Annotated in this window: 16 protein-coding genes; 6 read left to right on the forward strand and 10 right to left on the reverse strand. The window is 56.0% G+C overall.

Translation table 11 applies throughout. From position 1 onward, the window contains the following. Positions 1–13: 13 nt before the first annotated feature. The gene (locus F8R23_RS02505) at positions 14–1,699 is read right to left on the reverse strand and encodes a ribulokinase (protein WP_151415202.1); all 1,686 of its coding nucleotides are present in this window, start codon (positions 1,697–1,699) and stop codon (positions 14–16) included. 361 nt (positions 1,700–2,060) lie between these two features. Here F8R23_RS02505 and F8R23_RS02510 point away from each other — a divergent pair, with 361 nt between their 5' ends. The 6 genes from F8R23_RS02510 to F8R23_RS02535 all read left to right on the forward strand — a co-directional run bounded on the left by F8R23_RS02510 (position 2,061) and on the right by F8R23_RS02535 (position 8,848). Continuing rightward, positions 2,061–3,044, forward strand: coding sequence for an arabinose ABC transporter substrate-binding protein (locus F8R23_RS02510; RefSeq protein ID WP_085116628.1), 984 nt, complete (start codon positions 2,061–2,063; stop codon positions 3,042–3,044). A 61-nt stretch (positions 3,045–3,105) separates the two neighbouring features. Continuing rightward, entirely contained in the window at positions 3,106–4,641 is a 1,536-nt protein-coding gene (araG, locus tag F8R23_RS02515; RefSeq protein WP_151415203.1) for an L-arabinose ABC transporter ATP-binding protein AraG, read from the forward strand. Between the two features lie 17 nt (positions 4,642–4,658). Next, the gene (araH, locus tag F8R23_RS02520; RefSeq protein WP_112347485.1) at positions 4,659–5,642 is read left to right on the forward strand and encodes an L-arabinose ABC transporter permease AraH; all 984 of its coding nucleotides are present in this window, start codon (positions 4,659–4,661) and stop codon (positions 5,640–5,642) included. 102 nt (positions 5,643–5,744) lie between these two features. Then, positions 5,745–6,662 (forward strand): arabinose operon transcriptional regulator AraC, encoded by a 918-nt coding sequence (gene araC / locus F8R23_RS02525; protein WP_129934793.1) that lies wholly within the window; start codon positions 5,745–5,747, stop codon positions 6,660–6,662. Positions 6,663–6,743: 81 nt separating this feature from the next. Continuing rightward, on the forward strand, positions 6,744–7,784 hold the full coding sequence (locus tag F8R23_RS02530) for an oxidoreductase (protein ID WP_151415204.1): 1,041 nt from the start codon (positions 6,744–6,746) through the stop codon (positions 7,782–7,784). A 65-nt stretch (positions 7,785–7,849) separates the two neighbouring features. Next, positions 7,850–8,848 carry a bile acid:sodium symporter family protein gene (locus F8R23_RS02535; protein WP_129934791.1) on the forward strand — a complete coding sequence of 333 codons (999 nt, stop codon included), beginning with the start codon at positions 7,850–7,852 and terminating at the stop codon, positions 8,846–8,848. A 164-nt stretch (positions 8,849–9,012) separates the two neighbouring features. On the opposite strand, the gene add is transcribed toward F8R23_RS02535, so the two are convergent. From add to F8R23_RS02585, 9 genes are all read right to left on the reverse strand, one after another. Beyond that, complete coding sequence (gene add, locus F8R23_RS02545; RefSeq protein WP_129934790.1) at positions 9,013–10,011, reverse strand: adenosine deaminase; 999 nt, start codon at positions 10,009–10,011, stop codon at positions 9,013–9,015. A gap of 188 nt (positions 10,012–10,199) precedes the next feature. Further along, positions 10,200–10,796 (reverse strand): P-loop nucleotide/nucleoside kinase family protein, encoded by a 597-nt coding sequence (locus tag F8R23_RS02550; protein ID WP_151415205.1) that lies wholly within the window; start codon positions 10,794–10,796, stop codon positions 10,200–10,202. Next, positions 10,793–11,230 (reverse strand): PTS sugar transporter subunit IIA, encoded by a 438-nt coding sequence (locus tag F8R23_RS02555; RefSeq protein WP_012144983.1) that lies wholly within the window; start codon positions 11,228–11,230, stop codon positions 10,793–10,795. The genes F8R23_RS02550 and F8R23_RS02555 overlap by 4 nt, the downstream gene beginning before the upstream one ends. Positions 11,231–11,239: 9 nt before the next feature. Next, positions 11,240–11,509: a hypothetical protein gene (locus tag F8R23_RS02560; RefSeq protein WP_129934788.1), complete on the reverse strand. Its 270-nt coding sequence runs from the start codon at positions 11,507–11,509 to the stop codon at positions 11,240–11,242. Positions 11,510–11,583: 74 nt separating this feature from the next. Then, complete coding sequence (locus tag F8R23_RS02565; RefSeq protein ID WP_129934787.1) at positions 11,584–12,426, reverse strand: class II fructose-bisphosphate aldolase; 843 nt, start codon at positions 12,424–12,426, stop codon at positions 11,584–11,586. Then, positions 12,413–13,780 carry a PTS sugar transporter subunit IIC gene (locus F8R23_RS02570; protein WP_129938035.1) on the reverse strand — a complete coding sequence of 456 codons (1,368 nt, stop codon included), beginning with the start codon at positions 13,778–13,780 and terminating at the stop codon, positions 12,413–12,415. Before F8R23_RS02570 ends, F8R23_RS02565 begins: the two co-directional genes overlap by 14 nt. Beyond that, positions 13,773–14,087 (reverse strand): PTS sugar transporter subunit IIB, encoded by a 315-nt coding sequence (locus F8R23_RS02575; protein ID WP_112347477.1) that lies wholly within the window; start codon positions 14,085–14,087, stop codon positions 13,773–13,775. Before F8R23_RS02575 ends, F8R23_RS02570 begins: the two co-directional genes overlap by 8 nt. Before the next feature lie 10 nt (positions 14,088–14,097). Beyond that, complete coding sequence (locus F8R23_RS02580; RefSeq protein WP_112347476.1) at positions 14,098–15,078, reverse strand: 6-phosphofructokinase; 981 nt, start codon at positions 15,076–15,078, stop codon at positions 14,098–14,100. Between the two features lie 385 nt (positions 15,079–15,463). Next, positions 15,464–16,219 (reverse strand): DeoR/GlpR family DNA-binding transcription regulator, encoded by a 756-nt coding sequence (locus tag F8R23_RS02585; protein WP_129938036.1) that lies wholly within the window; start codon positions 16,217–16,219, stop codon positions 15,464–15,466. Positions 16,220–16,309: the final 90 nt, after the last annotated feature.

Below are 16,309 nucleotides of genomic sequence, written 5' to 3' on the forward strand. Positions count from 1 at the left end.
GTCGAATCAGGGTTCAGCTTGCTGAACCGGAGGTAGAGGTGTAGCGCGGCTCGGCGGCCTGGCACCACTGTTGATAGCGTTGGTAAAGCTGTTGGTAGCGAGCGACGTGTTGCGGGCTCGGTTGCAGGGTGCGTTCGATACCGCAGGCCATCTGGTGCTGGGCTTCGGGCACGCTGCCAAATTGACCGGCGGCCACGGCGGCGAAGATCGCTGCACCCAGCGCGCAGCACTGATCGGAAGCAACGATTTGCAGCGGTCGGTTCATGACGTCGGCGCAGACCTGCATGATCGCCGGTGATTTACGCGCAATGCCGCCCAGCGTCAGCACGTTATCGACCGGAATATCCTGCTGTTCAAAGCACTCCATAATCGCGCGGGCACCAAAGGCGGTGGCGGCGATAAATCCGCCGAACAGCGTCGGCGCATCGGTACCTAGGTTCAGATCGGCGATCACGCCTTTCAGCCGCTGGTTGGCGTTGGGGGTGCGGCGGCCGTTAAACCAGTCCAGCACCACCGGCAGATGAGCCAGTGACGGGTTTTCAGCCCAGGATGCGGTTAGCGCCGCCAGCAGGCCGGCTTCAATCTGTTGTAGCTGGGCTTGCAGTTCAGGCTGATTTTTCGCGGCTTCGCGCAGTGGCCAGCTCAGCAGGCGGCTGAACCAGGCGTACATATCGCCAAAGGCCGACTGGCCTGCTTCCATGCCGATCATCCCCGGCACCACACTGCCATCGACCTGACCGCAGATCCCCTCGATGGCGCGTCCGTCCACCCGCTGACGATCGGCGATCAGAATGTCGCAGGTGGAAGTACCAATCACCTTCACCAGAGTGTAAGGCTGGGCACCGGCACCGACGGCACCCATATGGCAGTCGAAAGCGCCGCCGGACAGCACCACCGTGGCGGGGAGCCCGAGCCGAGTCGCCCATTCGGCGCTCAGGGCGCCTACCGGCAGGTCGGCGGTGTGGCAGTCCTCAAACAGCGGCCAGGGCAGGTGTTCAACCAAGAGCGGATCGAGTGCGGCAAAAAACGCCTTCGGCGGCAGCCCGCCCCAGTCCGGGTGCCACAGGGTTTTGTGGCCGACGCTACAGCGCCCGCGTTTTAACTGATGCGGCGCGCAGGTACCGGACAGCAGCGCCGGTACCCAATCGCAGAGTTCAACCCAGGAGGCGGCGGCCTGACGGACTTCGGCGTCCTGGCGCGTGACGTGCAGGATCTTGGCCCAGAACCACTCAGAGGAGTAAACGCCGCCGATATAGCGGGAATAGTCGGGGAATTCGCCGCTGCGGCACAGCCGGTTGATGGCGTCTGCCTCTTCAATGGCGGTGTGATCCTTCCACAGCACAAACATGGCATTCGGGTTGTCGGCAAACTCCGGGCGCAGTGCCAGCACCTGGCCTTGCTCGTCGATCGGCGCCGGCGTGGAGCCGGTGGCGTCAACGCCGATACCAATCACCTGTAGCCGCTGCTGCGGTGACATGCGTTGTACCAGACTGACGATCGCCTGTTCCATGGCTTCAATGTAGTCGAGCGGATGGTGGCGGAAACGGTTCTCCGCCGCATTGCAGAATTCGCCGCGTTGCCAGCGGGGGTAATAGACCACTTCGGTATCCAGCTCAGTACCCTTATGGCAATCGACCGCCAATACCCGCACCGAGTCGCTACCGAAGTCCAGTCCCAGGGCAATAGCACCTGCCGTCATGATGTTGACTCCTGATGTGTTAATACGCTGTGACAACCATAGGAGCCGAAGCGCGGTGCAGGTGAGGAGCCGTTAGCTGGAAGTATGCACTTTTCTGCTTCCCGCAGTGGTTTTGTGACGGCTGTCATAAGTTATCGCTTGGCGGAATTCGCTAAATATATGCACATATCAGCTGTATTCCACGGATGTGATAGCGCTCTACATTTCAGTAACAAATACCCGCTAAAACTTATGCCGTCTTACCCCCGTTGTGGATGAATGCCGCGAGATAAGCGCCACACCGACAACGGACATCCTAATGATAACGTTTTCACCGCGAGCGGGTTTCGTCGCCACAGAGAACAAAATAGCGGAGAGCATCATGCATAAATTCACTAAGACGCTGGCGACACTGGGACTGGCGGCCGTTATGTCACATTCAGCTATCGCCGAGACCATGAAGCTGGGTTTTTTAGTCAAGCAACCGGAGGAACCCTGGTTCCAGACCGAATGGAAGTTTGCCGACAAGGCCGGTAAGGATCTCGGTTTTGAAGTGATTAAAATCGCCGTGCCGGACGGGGAGAAAACCCTCAATGCCATCGACAGCCTGGCAGCCAGCGGGGCCAAGGGTTTTGTTATCTGCACGCCGGATCCGAAACTCGGCTCGGCGATTGTCGCCAAGGCGCGCAGTTACAACCTGAAAGTGATCGCCGTGGATGATCAGTTTGTCACTGCCAAGGGCAAGCCTATGGACAGCGTGCCGTTAGTGATGATGGCCGCCACCAAAATCGGTGAACGTCAGGGCCAGGAGCTGTGGAAAGAACAAAACAAACGTGGCTGGAAATTGCCGGAAACCGCGGTAATGGCAATTACCGCCGATGAGCTGGACACCGCCCGTCGCCGCACCGGCGGCTCGATTGCCGCGCTGAAAGCGGCCGGCTTCCCGGAAAAGCAGATTTATCGGGTACCGACCAAGTCTAACGATATCCCTGGGGCGTTTGACGCTGCCAACTCGATGCTGGTGCAGCATCCTGAAGTGAAAAACTGGCTGATTGTCGGCATGAACGACAACACCGTACTGGGCGGCGTACGCGCTACCGAAGGCCAGGGCTTCAAGGCACCGAACGTGATCGGCATCGGTATCAACGGGGTGGATGCGGTCAGCGAGCTTTCCAAAGCACAGGCCACCGGTTTCTACGGCTCGCTGCTGCCAAGCCCGGATATCCATGGTTACAAGAGCATCCAGATGCTGCATGACTGGGTCGAAAAGGGCGTAGAACCACAGAAATTTACCGAAGTGACCGACGTGGTGCTGATCACCCGCGACAACTTTAAGACCGAACTGCAGAAAAAAGGCCTGATGTAATTAGCGAGGCCGCCCACAGCACGTTGTCGGGCGGCATTTTTAACTGCAGGAGGAGCGCACTATGACCGCCGCACTGCCGTATTTGGCGTTTAAAGGCATCGGTAAAACCTTCCCGGGCGTGAAGGCGCTGGATGACATCAGCTTTAGCTGTCAGGCCGGGCAGATCCACGCCCTGATGGGGGAAAACGGTGCCGGGAAATCCACGCTGCTGAAAATTCTCAGCGGTAACTACGCGCCGACCCAGGGGGAAATTCAGTTACAGGGGCGATCGGTGCAGTTCGCCAACACCACCGATGCGCTGAATGCCGGGGTGGCGATTATCTATCAGGAACTGCATCTGGTGCCGGAAATGACGGTGGCGGAGAACATTTATCTTGGCCAACTGCCGACCAAACGTGGGCTGGTGGATCGCAAACTGCTGCGCTACGAGTCCCGATTACAGTTGGAACATCTTGGGCTGGATATTGATCCGGATACGCCGCTGAAATACCTGTCGATCGGCCAGTGGCAAATGGTGGAAATCGCCAAGGCGCTGGCGCGTAACGCCAAGGTGATTGCCTTTGACGAACCGACCAGTTCGCTGTCTGCCAGAGAGATTGAGCAATTGTTCCGGGTGATCCGTGAATTGCGCGCCGAAGGGCGGGTGATCCTGTATGTCTCGCACCGTATGGAGGAAATCTTTGCCCTCAGCGACGCTATCACCGTGTTTAAAGATGGCCGCTATGTGCGCACCTTTGACGATATGCAACAGGTAGATAACGCACAGTTGGTGCAGGCGATGGTCGGACGTGACCTGGGGGACGTGTATGGCTATCAGCCGCGTGAGCTGGGGCCGGTACGTCTGGCGCTTGAAGGGCTGAAGGCACCGGGGGTCAAAACGGCGATCGACCTGAGCGTGCGGGCGGGGGAAATCGTCGGGCTGTTCGGCCTGGTCGGTGCCGGGCGCAGTGAGCTGATGAAGGGCATCTTTGGTGCCACCCGGATCAGTGCCGGTCAACTGGTGCTGGATGGACAAGCCATTGCCATTCGTTCACCGATTGACGCTATCCGCGCCGGTATCATGCTGTGCCCTGAGGATCGCAAAGCGGACGGCATCATCCCGGTGCATTCGGTACGCGACAACATCAACATCAGCGCACGGCGTAACAGCATTCGTGCCGGTTGCCTGATCAACAAAGGGTGGGAGGCCAGCAATGCCGATCATCATATTCGTGCATTGAATATCAAAACGCCGAGCGCCGAGCAATTAATTATGAATTTGTCCGGTGGCAACCAGCAGAAGGCCATTCTGGGCCGCTGGCTGTCGGAAGAGATGAAAGTGATCCTGTTGGATGAACCGACACGCGGCATTGACGTCGGTGCCAAGCATGAAATCTACCACGTGATTTACCAACTGGCGCAGCGGGGCATTGCCGTGCTGTTTGCCTCCAGTGATTTGCCCGAAGTGCTGGGATTGGCGGACCGCATCCTGGTGATGCGTGAAGGCGCACTGTCCGGCGAATTACATCATGACGAGGCCAGTGAGGAAAAAGCCCTCAGCCTGGCGATGCTGCGCACCCCTGATATAGCCCCTGATGCCGCTGCGGCGGTGGCCTGATCGTGAAGGAGAAAGAGATGTCGACCATAACGACCCATTCTGTGAAAAAACGCAGCGGCCTGGGGCTGGCGCGAATTTGGGACAGCTACGGCATGCTGGTGGTGTTCGCGGTGCTGTTTATCGCCTGCGTGCTGTTTGTGCCCAACTTTGGTTCTTTTATCAATATGAAAGGGCTGGGGCTGGCGATCTCCATGTCCGGCATGGTGGCCTGCGGTATGCTGTTCTGTCTGGCCTCCGGGGACTTTGATCTGTCGGTCGCCTCGGTGATTGCCTGCGCTGGGGTGACGACGGCGGTAGTGATCAACATGACCGAAAGCCTGTGGATCGGCGTGGCGGCCGGTCTGTTACTGGGCATGGTTTCCGGGCTGATTAACGGCTTTGTTATCGCCCGGCTGAAAATCAACGCGCTGATCACCACCCTGGCCACCATGCAGATTTTCCGCGGGCTGGCCTACATTATCTCCGACGGTAAAGCGGTGGGGATTGAGGACGAACGCTTCTTCGCGCTGGGTTACGCCAACTGGCTGGGGCTGCCGGCACCGATCTGGATCACCGTCGCTTGTCTGATCCTGTTCGGCTTCCTGCTCAATAAAACTACCTTTGGCCGCAATACGCTGGCGATTGGCGGTAACGAGGAGGCCTCGCGGCTGGCTGGGGTGCCGGTAGTGCGCACCAAAATCGTGATCTTTATGCTGTCCGGGCTGGTTTCCGCTGCCGCCGGCATCATTCTGGCTTCGCGCATGACCAGCGGCCAGCCGATGACTTCAATCGGCTATGAGCTGATCGTGATCTCCGCCTGCGTGCTGGGTGGGGTGTCATTGAAGGGCGGCATCGGCAAAATCTCCTACGTGATCGCCGGTATCCTGATCCTGGGCACGGTGGAAAACGCCATGAACCTGCTGAACATCTCGCCGTTCTCTCAGTATGTGGTGCGCGGTGTGATCCTGCTGGCCGCGGTGATTTTCGACCGTTACAAACAGCAGGCTAAACGCAGCGTTTAAATTGCCAGCCCTGCTCACAGTTCTGTTATCGGCCCGGGCAGTAATCCGCCGGGCCGCTAAGCTAGGATTGATATCTAAGCTATAAGATTGCCGGGAGGACCGATGTATCATCGCATGGCACAGGAACCGCAACCGAACCCGCTGTTGCCAGGTTACACCTTTAACGCTTATCTGGTGGCGGGGCTGACGCCGATCATGGCGGAGGGTCCGCTGGATTTCTTTATCGATCGCCCCGGCGGCATGAAGGGCTATATTCTCAACCTGACCATCAAGGGCCAGGGCAAGGTGTTTGACGGTGAAGATACCCTTTACTGCAATCCGGGCGATCTGCTGCTGTTTCCGCCCAAGGCGGCGCATTACTATGGCCGTTCACCGGACAGCGACTGTTGGTATCACCGTTGGGTGTATTTCCGTCCGCGCGCCTATTGGGCCGACTGGCTGGAATGGCACAGCAAAACCCATGAGGTGGGGCGGCTGACTCTGCCAAACAATAACCTGCTGCTGGAGTTTGACCGGCTGTTTGCCAATATCGAACAGACCCAGCGTTCCGGCCGCCGCTTTGCCGAAGAGTTGGGGATGAACCTGCTGGAACGACTGCTGTTGCGCGCGATGGAAGAAGATCCGCTCAGCCCGCAGAAAATCATGGATCCGCGGGTGATCGAAGCCTGTCAGTTCATTACCGGCAATCTGGCCGGCGAGTTGCGAATTGACGAGGTGGCACGCCATGTCTGCCTGTCGCCATCGCGGTTGGCGCATCTGTTCCGTGAGCAGGTGGGCATCAATATTCTGCGCTGGCGAGAAGATCAGCGGGTAATCCGTGCCAAGCTGCTGTTACAGACCACGCAGGAGTCGATCGCCACTATCGGGCGGGTGGTGGGCTATGACGATCAGCTCTACTTTTCCCGGGTGTTCCGCAAACGGGTGGGCGTCAGCCCGAGCGATTTCCGGCGCCGCAGCCTGGAGATAAATTATCCCGCCAGAAATCAGCGCGATCAGCCTTATATGGCGGTCACCAATTAACATTAAATTTACTTCTTGTTCCTGCCTGCGTCATGGTGTCAAATCTGATGGGTCTATTGCGAGCCAGTAAGAGGAAACACCATGGCAGAAAAAATTCGGGTTGGGCTGGTCGGTTACGGCTATGCCAGCAAAACCTTTCATGCGCCACTGATCGTTGGCACTCCCGGCGTAGAGTTGGCCGCCGTTTCCAGCAGCGATGCCGGGAAAGTGCACGCAGACTGGCCGTCGATGACGGTGGTCAGCGATCCGCAGGCGCTGTTTAACGACCCCTCTATCGATCTGATCGTCATTCCTACCCCCAACGATACCCACTTCCCGCTGGCACAGCAGGCCATGGCCGCCGGTAAACATGTGGTGGTGGACAAACCGTTTACCGTGACGTTGTCACAAGCTCAGGAGCTAAAGCAACAGTCGGAGCAGAGCGGCAAGCTGTTGTCGGTATTCCACAACCGTCGCTGGGACAGTGATTTCCTGACGCTCAAGGCGCTGCTGAAAGAAGGCGTGCTCGGCGAGGTGGTTTACTTCGAGTCTCATTTCGATCGCTTCCGGCCGGAGGTGCGTCAGCGCTGGCGCGAGCTGGGCGGTGCAGGTAGCGGCATTTGGTACGATTTGGGGCCGCACCTGATCGATCAGGGATTGCAATTGTTCGGCAAGCCGGAAACGCTGTTTGTCGATTTGGGCGAACTGCGTCCGGGCGCACAGTCGGTGGACTATTTCCACGCGGTGCTTAACTACGGTCAACGTCGGGTGGTGCTGCATGGCACGGTGCTGGCGGCGGCGGAAACCGCGCGTTATATCGTGCACGGTACCCAGGGCAGCTTTATCAAATTTGGTCTGGATCCGCAGGAAGACCGGCTGAAGGCCGGTGAGCGCCTGCCGCAGGCTGACTGGGGTTACGACATGCGCGACGGAGTGGTGACGTTGTCACGTGATGGCGTGCTGGCGGAAAAACCACTGCTGAGTATTCCGGGCAATTATCCCGCTTATTACGCGGCAATCCGCGATGCGATTAACGGTGAGGGTGAAAACCCGGTGCCGGCCGCCGATGCCATCCAGGTGATGGAATTGATCGAGCTGGGCATTGAGTCTGCCAAACAGCAAAAGGCGCTGCCGGTAGCTTGACCGCCAGGCTTCTTATCCGGGTTCGGCTGACCGAACCCGCCTAACTTCTCGAGGTATCCGGATCCATGTCTTGGTTGCAACGTCTGCGCATTGATAAATTTTTGCTGGTCTTGATTCTGGTGGTGATCGTCGCCTCGGTTTTCCCTTGTGAAGGGGTATGGAAAACCTTCTTTGATCGCCTGACCACTGCCGCTATCGCGCTGTTGTTCTTTATGCATGGCGCCAAGCTGTCTCGTGAGGCGATTATCGCCGGGATGGGCCACTGGAAGCTGCATCTGGTGGTGTTCCTCAGCACCTTTGCGCTGTTCCCGCTGCTGGGGCTGGCGATGAATTTGATGGTGCCGGGGCTGATGACACCGACGGTGTATATGGGCTTCCTCTACCTGTGTGCGCTGCCGGCGACGGTTCAGTCGGCCATTGCCTTTACCTCGGCGGCGGGCGGTAACGTGGCGGCAGCGGTCTGCAGCGCTTCGGCATCCAGTATCCTCGGCGTTTTCCTCTCACCCTTGCTGGTGGGCGCGTTGATGCACACTCAGGGTGGCGATACTGATGTGTTGCACGCCATTGGTTCGATCATTTTGAAACTGATGGTACCGTTTGTGGTGGGGCATTTGGCACGGCCGTTGATCGGTAAATGGGTCGATCGCCACCGCAAGCTGATTAATCTCACTGACCGGTCATCGATTCTGCTGGTGGTGTATACCGCCTTTAGCGCCGCGGTGGTCGAAGGCATCTGGCACAAGATTGACGGTTGGTCGCTGCTGACCATTCTGGTGATGTCCCTGGTGTTGCTGACGGTGGTGCTGATTATCAATACCTTTGCTGCACGTTGGCTGGGATTCAATACCGCGGATGAGATCACCATTGTGTTCTGCGGTTCGAAAAAGAGCCTGGCGAACGGCATTCCGATGGCTAACGTGCTGTTCCCGGCGGCGGCGGTGGGTGCGATGGTGCTGCCGTTGATGATATTCCATCAGGTACAGTTGATGGTGTGCGCCGTGCTGGCCCAGCGCTATGCGCGCAAAACCGCCAAACAGCGCGCAGAAGTGCTGACGGCGAAATAAAAAATGGGCGCGAAATCGCGCCCTTAAAAACAATTTTAATCTTGGCTTTTAACCCGAGATACCCGGGCCTAGCGCACCGAGGGCCGCTCCGGCGGACAAGCCGCTACGACCCCTTCGGCACGCTCTCCTAATATTCGGCTCAAGTGGAAGCCTGAAGGTCTGGTTTAACCCCGAACTTTATCGCGCAGCGCCTGCTTTTCCTGCTCGCTGAGGAACGCCATTTTCAGGCCATTTTCCTGAGCGGTGCGGATCTCCGCCGGCGTCAGCCCGGCCTGGGGTGCTGCCACCCGGTATTCGTGTTCAATTTCGATACCCTGAACCGCCGGATCGTCGGTGTTGATCGACGCCATGACGCCGTGTCGCAGGAACTTCGCCAGCGGATGCTGTGCCAGAGAAGGCACGGTGCTGGTTTGTATATTGGACGTCAGGCAAGACTCGATGCCAATACCGTGCTCCGCCAGGAAGTCCATCAACGCCGGATCTTCAATCGCTTTCACTCCGTGGCCGATACGCTCGGCGCCCAACTCACGAATCGCCTGCCAGATGCTTTCCGGACCGGCTGCTTCGCCTGCGTGTACGGTGATGCGTAATCCGGCGTCACGGGCGCGGTTGAAGTGGTTAAGGAACAGGCCACCTGGGAAGCCCAGTTCGTCACCGGCCAGATCCAGCGCGGTGATGCCATCGCGGTGCGCCAGCAGGCCATCCAGCTCTTGTAAACAGGCCGCTTCGCCGAAGGTGCGACTCATGATGCCGATCAGGCGGACGTCAATGCCAAAATCACGGGAGCCGGAACGAATGCCATCAATCACCGCTTCCACCACTCCAGCCACCGGCAACTGGTGCTTCATCGCCATGTAATACGGCGAGAAACGCAGTTCGGCGTAGTGCAGACCGGCGTTAGTGGCGTCCTCGACGTTTTCGTAAGCGACCCGGCGGCAGGCTTCCAAGTCCCCCAGCACCGCTACCCCCCAGTCCAGCTTTTGCAAAAAGCTGACCAGATCCGGTTCGGCATGGGTGATTTGCACGTGCGGACGCAGCGCTTCCAGTTCGTCGGCTGGCAGGGCAAGGTTAAACTGACGGCCCAGATCGAGAATGGTTTGCGCACGAATGTTGCCGTCGAGGTGACGGTGGATGTCGGTCAGTGGTAGGCGGGAGTCAATCATGATGTGCACTCGTTATTTTGTTGTAGGTAAAGTGCAGATCAGTATAAAAACAAAATGATGAAAATTGCCATTTTGTTGCATAAAAAAGTGATTAAAATCACATTAATTGCGAGTGGTGCCGCATTTTCAGGCGAGTGCGGGAGAGATATACCCCCGCGACCTGGCAGGCAAACGGCGGCCAAACCTCATCAACCCACCCTCAGTTTAGTGATATTTTCATCGCCGTTATCGGCTACGCCGTGCAGTGCCAGCCAATCTGCAATCTTGCCGATCTCCAGCGGCAGCGCTTGATCAACGCGGATCACCGGGCCTATGGACATCGGCATGGCGCGTTCGGCCAGCGCCCGCAGCTCAGGCAAATATTCTGCGCCGGGATGGCCAGCAGAGCGCTGACCAATGCGGGCAGCATAGCGATCGGTCGCCAGTTCAGCGGAGATCTGGTTCCACACCTCTAAAACCTGGACCACTCCCGCCTCGCGTAGGTATTGACGCAACAGTTCTCTGGGCTGAAAGCCGAACCAGGCATCAATAACGTAGATACAGCGTGACGGAGCCTGCGCCACCGTCGACCAGATTGCCTGATAGGCGGCGTAGCCAAGCCGACGGTTAAGCTCACGATCCACGTTGTCCAACCGGGCCATAAAAGGCTCTTTGATGCCGTCGAGGCTCAGATAAGGCAAACCAAAGTGATGCGCCAGCGCACGGGCGAGGGTGCTCTTGCCAGAAGCCGGAATGCCATTAACCAAAATAACGCTTTTACCACCGCTGTCAGTGAGCACAGTCATAGGATTTCTACCACCTCTTGCCACAGTTTGGCGGCGCGCAGCTTATCGAGCCGCTGTTTGTTGTCCAGTAACTCGACAATCGCCCGGATGCCTTCTTCAATATGCCGGTTGCTGTCCGTCGCACCGAACAGGATGACGATATCGGCCTTTTCACTGTCCTGAAAGGCGACAGGCTGATCTAACAGCACCATGCTGAAACAATCTTTGATCACGCCGCATTCCGGCCGGGCATGGGGGATGGCAATCCCCTCATCAAACACATAATAAGCGCCATGGGCCAGCGTATTGCTGATCACCGCCTGGTGATAGGAAGGGTGAATATAGCCGTTCTCGACCAAAGGCTGCGCCGCCAGCTCAATCACTTTTTTCCAGTCCGTTTCCTGCACACCGACCTGTATTGCTCCGGCCTCGATCAACAGTTGTTTAATGGTCATCATGTTCCCTCAAAGAGACTTCCTGATAATATTGCGCAGCTCGTCAATCTTGATAAAAACCGTATCAATATGTTGGCGATGGTTTTTATTTTTGGCATAAATCTTTAATGCTCGATTATAGGTCAACATTAAGGTTTTATGTATTTCGCTATTTGTCGGTGTGGCCGCCAACTGCTGCTCCAATACGCTTATTTCGGCTGATATATCATTGGCTTCATCATCATTATGCACATCGGGAACGGCCTTTTTATTTCGCCGTAATTTCATAAAATCAAGCATAGTATTCTCCAGCCCCGACGGGCGCCGGGGCACCAGGGTTGTAGGGTTATATTAAAAAGAAAACGGAGCAGTGATTATTTAAACAGGCCGATCTTTTCCATTAATACCTGGGTGACGGCATTATTGGCGGGGATCAGGAATTTGCGCACGCTGTCATTCACCTTGCCCTTTTCAAATGTCTGCATGCAACGACCAACCCATTGCACGTTCATCTCGGTACCGACGTTGACCTTCTCAATGCCGCCGGCCACCGCGCGTCGCATGTCCTCATCACTGACACCGGTACCGCCGTGCAGCACTAACGGGGTCTGGGTGGCCTCGGTGATTTCCGCCAGACGCTGGTGCTGAATATGTGCCTTGCCGGTGTACATGCCATGAACGGTACCGACCGAAACGGCCAGCATGTCGACTCCGGTTTCATCGACAAAGCGTTTGGCGTCTTCCACCGTGGTGAAGGTGATGTCTTCTTCCGCCACGGCCTTGCCGTCTTCCGAGCCACCGATGGCGCCCAATTCGGCCTCAACCGACACATTGCGCTGGCGTGCAATGTCGATCACCTTGCGGGTATTGACGATGTTCTCGTCCATTTCCAGGTGTGAACCGTCATACATCACCGAACTGAAACCGGCGTCGATCGCGGTAACGATAGAGGCGATGTCAGAACAGTGATCCAGGTGCAGGCAGGTTGGCACCTGTTCGCTTTCTGCCAGTGAGCGCACCGAATCAACCAGCAGCTTGTAGCCCAGATACTCGGCGGTGCCGGTTGAAATCTGGATCATCAGCGGGCTGTGGGTGTCCCTGGCCGCTTTAAAGAAGGCCGGCAGCATTTCCAGGCAGTGGAGATTGAATGATCCTATTGCCTTGAAGTCACGCGCTTTGGCCACGGACAACAGCTCGTTGAAATTATAGAGTTTCATGGACTTTTTCCTCATGGTGTTTGGTTGATTTACCGTTAACAAACCACGCAATCAGCGTGACGAAGACGATGAACAGGGCGATGAACAGCCAGTTACCCTGGAAGGCATGGCCCATCACCAGACCGCTACTGATGACGTCGGCGTCGCTGAAGGTCACGCCGACAAAGCCGTAGCTTTCCAGCATCGGCACCAGAATCGCCGGCAGGAAGGTGATAAACAGACCGTGGACCACGCCGCCGATCATAGCGCCGCGGCGACCACCAAGCGCATTGCCGAAGATGCCTGCGGTACCGCCAGCGAAGAAGTTGGTCAACAGACCAGGCAGGATCATCGCCAGACCGAACATAGGGAAAACGATCATGCCGATGATGGAGCCCAGGGTGGTGGCCAGGAAGCCAACGATCACCGCGTTCGGGGCGTAGGGGAACAGCACCGGGCAGTCCAGTGCCGGTTTGGCGTCCGGCACGATGCGCATGGCGATACCGCGAAAGGCGGGGACCAGTTCGTTAAGCAGCAGGCGCACGCCGCTATAGAGAATAAAGACCCCGGCGACAAACTGAATGGCCTGCATAAAGGAGTACATCAGGTAGTTCATACCGCCGGCATATTGGGCAATGTATTGCGGACCGGCCGCCAGCGCGGGGATCAGGTACATCGGGATCATCACCACCGCCATCGACAGGTAGGTATCCTGCAGGAATTTGAAGTTGTCTGGCAGCTCCAGATCTTCGGTTGAGCGGGAACCTTTACCAACCACCTTGGCGACTGCCGCCTGGACCAGATAGCCGATGGTACAAAAGTGCCCCAGCGCCACCTCATCCGACCCGGTGATTTTGCGCACCACCGGTTGGGCCAATGCCGGCATTAACACCGCCATTACGCCGCCAAAGATGCCGCCGGTCAGGATCAGCGGCAGGCCGGTTAGGCCGGCCTTGTAGCCGATCACCGCCCCGATGGTGGCCATCCACAACAACGCCTGGCCGGTCAGGAAGATGTACTTGAACGGGGTAATACGGGCAATGATGATATTCACCGCGAAAATCACCATCAGGGTCATCGCCACTTCCGAGCCCAGCTCACGGTTGGCCAGGCCGGCAATGGCGGCGACGTCGGTGATGTAGCCGGTCATGCCGAAGCCGTGAGTGAAGATGCTGTTCAGGTAGGTCAGGGCACCGACAATAATGTTGATGCCTGCCATCATGATCAGAAAGCCCAACAGGGTTTTAAAGGTGCCCTCGGCCACTTTCCCGGTAGATTTTTTCTGCAGTATTAGCCCCAGCATGGCGATAAAGGCGATCAGGATCGAAGCCTGACCGAGCAGGTCTTTGACAATGAAGTCAATCAGGCTATTCATGGCAGTTTTCCTTCATGTCGCGCTCTTTTAAAAAGGCCACGATCTTTTGCTCAATTTCTACTTTATCGGTGAGCCGGTGGAGAATAATCACCCGTTTCTTTTCCTCTTCGCTGGCATCGGCATTTAAAATATCGGCGAAGGTTTTTTGGGTGAGAATAATATCTGATTTAAAGGCGCTGGCCTCAGAGATAGTGGTGTGATCAATGTCTGCCTCAATCTCTAATTTTTTCAGCACCGCTCTTGCGCTCATTTCGATGGCAAAGCTGGAGCCGAGGCCACAGCCACATACGCACAGTATTTTAAGCATGGGGATCTCCTCAGATTATATTTAATTGCCTGGCGAGTTTGTAATGGTGTCCTTCGGTATCAATCAAACGTTTTTGCATGCTGATTAAGTCAATCGGAATGGGTTGGTTGCTGGCATTAATAATAATGGCTTTGTTTTTCATGCCGGAATGAATACAACGAACCACTTCGCTGGCCATAATAGTTCCCTGATAAATCTCTTCACAGGTAGGATCGCCATTGCGTAAACCATAACCCATAATGGTTTTACGGATGCGTACACCAATTTTTGGTTCAAGCTGTTTAATCATGGTGTCAATGGCACCCTGAAAGCCTGGCGAATATTCTTTGGTATATCCCTCGGAACATAAAATAATGACGCTATTTTGTTGTTCCAGCCGCTGGGATATTTTTTCTGCCAGCTGGCTTAAGGCATATTGGCATTCCGGGATCAGGGCAAAGTCCGCATTGGATTTGATCGCCGCCTGCAGCGTCAGTTCCCCACAGTAGCCGCCCAATAGCTCAATCATAAACACGCGTCCGGGCAGGGCGCGTCCGGTGTTGCGCAGCTTGGAGACCTCTTTGATCACCTGCTCGCAGGCGGTAGAAAAACCAATACTGTAATGGCTGCCAAACACATCATTGTCGATGGTCATGCCCACGCCAAAACAGTTAACGCCAAATTCGCTGAGGGTATTTAAAAACTGCAGCGAACCGTCGCCACCGGCCATAATAAGCACTTCAATGTGTAAGGTTTTAAGCTGCTTGCTGATGGTTTCATATTCACCGGCAACCAATTTCTTGGCCGTGCGGCCGGAAGACATTATCGGCATCGATGAAATAGAGTAATCAACCAGGTCGCGATGACTGACAGATTGATGTTGATTAGCCAATAATCCGGGTATTCCGCCGTTAAACAGAACGATATCGGCCTGCGCCAGTCTGGCGACCTGGAAAATAAAGTTATTAATGCCGGTGACGTCGCCGCCGCTTATTACCACACCGATTTTCATATGCTGGCCTCCAATCTGTTCCGTGGGGCTCATTGTCATTTTTGGCATCGCTAAAATTTGCAAGAGACATCACAAAACACTCACAAATATTTCCGTGATTGTCCTTGACAGACTGGTTGTAGTTAATGTTTTTGAGAGGTAGATCCCATTTTAATTTAAGTGCCTCAGCAGCGTTAAAACGACTATTTATTAATAATCATCATGTTACATCTGTGTTGTCGTAGGATTATTAGTAGGGAGAAAAATGATTGGCTGGGAGAAAATAAGTTTAACGAAGTGTGATTTCTCTCGCATTTTTATCCTATTCGCGGAGATTAATCGTAATAAATACGCAAAGAAGATTAATAACCGCGTATTTATTACGTTATTTAATTCAGGATACCACTCAGGCTTTGATAACGGTCAACCCGGCCTGTTCCAGTGGGGCCGTTAGCGCGGCGTCGGTCGAACGTTCGACAATAATACTCTGCGCCAGTGTGATATCGCCAATGGCATACTGTGAGGCGGCATTCAACTTGGCGGCAGAGGCCAACACCACGGTTTCGGCTGCCCGCGCCGCCAGAGCGCGCTTGATGTAGGCCTCTTCTAGATCGCCGGTGCTCAGGCCGGCGGTCGGGTGCACGCCGGTCACGCCCATAAAGTAGAGGTCGGCGCGGATGTGCGACATAGCTTCCACCGCTGCCGCGCCCACGCTGACGATCGAGTGTTTGTACAGCCGCCCACCGATCAGAATGACTTCCACTTTGGGGTGCTCCACCAGGCCAACCGCCACGCTGGGGCTGTGGGTGACGATTGTGGCTTCCAGCGTGGAGGGAAGCTGTTTCACCAATTCGGCGGAGGTGGTACCGCCGTCGATGATCACCACCTGACCGGGTGCGATCATTGCCGCTGCGGCTTTGGCAATTGCGCGCTTGGCGGCAGATTCCTGCCCGTTTCTTTCGGCGAAGGTGGCAATCGCCGGAGAGACCGGCAGCGCGCCACCGTGCACCCGTTGCAACAGTCCTTCACTGTCCAGCTCGCGCAAGTCACGCCGCAGAGTATCCTCGGACAACCCGAACATCTCGCTGAGCTGTTTGGCCAGCACCTGTCCGTCCTGGGCCAGTTTTTCCAGAATGATTTTTTTACGTTGGCTGGTGAGCATGACGTTCTCCCGTTAAATTTACTCTGCACGAAATATCTTGATAATACACGAAACCGCACGATAGTATCGCTTTCCTTTCCTGGTTGTGGA

Source organism: Serratia proteamaculans, from assembly GCF_008830365.1.
Classification (GTDB): Bacteria; Pseudomonadota; Gammaproteobacteria; order Enterobacterales; family Enterobacteriaceae; genus Serratia; species Serratia proteamaculans.

What these genes read in the sequence shown, in the direction of transcription:
- araG (WP_151415203.1), top strand. Translation starts at nt 3,106, where the DNA reads ATGACCGCCGCACTGCCGTATTTGGCGTTTAAAGGCATCGGTAAAACC.
- araC (WP_129934793.1), top strand. Translation starts at nt 5,745, where the DNA reads ATGTATCATCGCATGGCACAGGAACCGCAACCGAACCCGCTGTTGCCA.
- F8R23_RS02580 (WP_112347476.1), bottom strand. Translation starts at nt 15,078, where the DNA reads ATGAAAATCGGTGTGGTAATAAGCGGCGGCGACGTCACCGGCATTAAT.
- add (WP_129934790.1), bottom strand. Translation starts at nt 10,011, where the DNA reads ATGATTGACTCCCGCCTACCACTGACCGACATCCACCGTCACCTCGAC.
- F8R23_RS02570 (WP_129938035.1), bottom strand. Translation starts at nt 13,780, where the DNA reads ATGAATAGCCTGATTGACTTCATTGTCAAAGACCTGCTCGGTCAGGCT.
- F8R23_RS02530 (WP_151415204.1), top strand. Translation starts at nt 6,744, where the DNA reads ATGGCAGAAAAAATTCGGGTTGGGCTGGTCGGTTACGGCTATGCCAGC.
- F8R23_RS02555 (WP_012144983.1), bottom strand. Translation starts at nt 11,230, where the DNA reads ATGACCATTAAACAACTGTTGATCGAGGCCGGAGCAATACAGGTCGGT.
- F8R23_RS02510 (WP_085116628.1), top strand. Translation starts at nt 2,061, where the DNA reads ATGCATAAATTCACTAAGACGCTGGCGACACTGGGACTGGCGGCCGTT.
- F8R23_RS02585 (WP_129938036.1), bottom strand. Translation starts at nt 16,219, where the DNA reads ATGCTCACCAGCCAACGTAAAAAAATCATTCTGGAAAAACTGGCCCAG.
- F8R23_RS02535 (WP_129934791.1), top strand. Translation starts at nt 7,850, where the DNA reads ATGTCTTGGTTGCAACGTCTGCGCATTGATAAATTTTTGCTGGTCTTG.
- F8R23_RS02565 (WP_129934787.1), bottom strand. Translation starts at nt 12,426, where the DNA reads ATGAAACTCTATAATTTCAACGAGCTGTTGTCCGTGGCCAAAGCGCGT.
- F8R23_RS02575 (WP_112347477.1), bottom strand. Translation starts at nt 14,087, where the DNA reads ATGCTTAAAATACTGTGCGTATGTGGCTGTGGCCTCGGCTCCAGCTTT.
- araH (WP_112347485.1), top strand. Translation starts at nt 4,659, where the DNA reads ATGTCGACCATAACGACCCATTCTGTGAAAAAACGCAGCGGCCTGGGG.
- F8R23_RS02560 (WP_129934788.1), bottom strand. Translation starts at nt 11,509, where the DNA reads ATGCTTGATTTTATGAAATTACGGCGAAATAAAAAGGCCGTTCCCGAT.
- F8R23_RS02550 (WP_151415205.1), bottom strand. Translation starts at nt 10,796, where the DNA reads ATGACTGTGCTCACTGACAGCGGTGGTAAAAGCGTTATTTTGGTTAAT.
- F8R23_RS02505 (WP_151415202.1), bottom strand. Translation starts at nt 1,699, where the DNA reads ATGACGGCAGGTGCTATTGCCCTGGGACTGGACTTCGGTAGCGACTCG.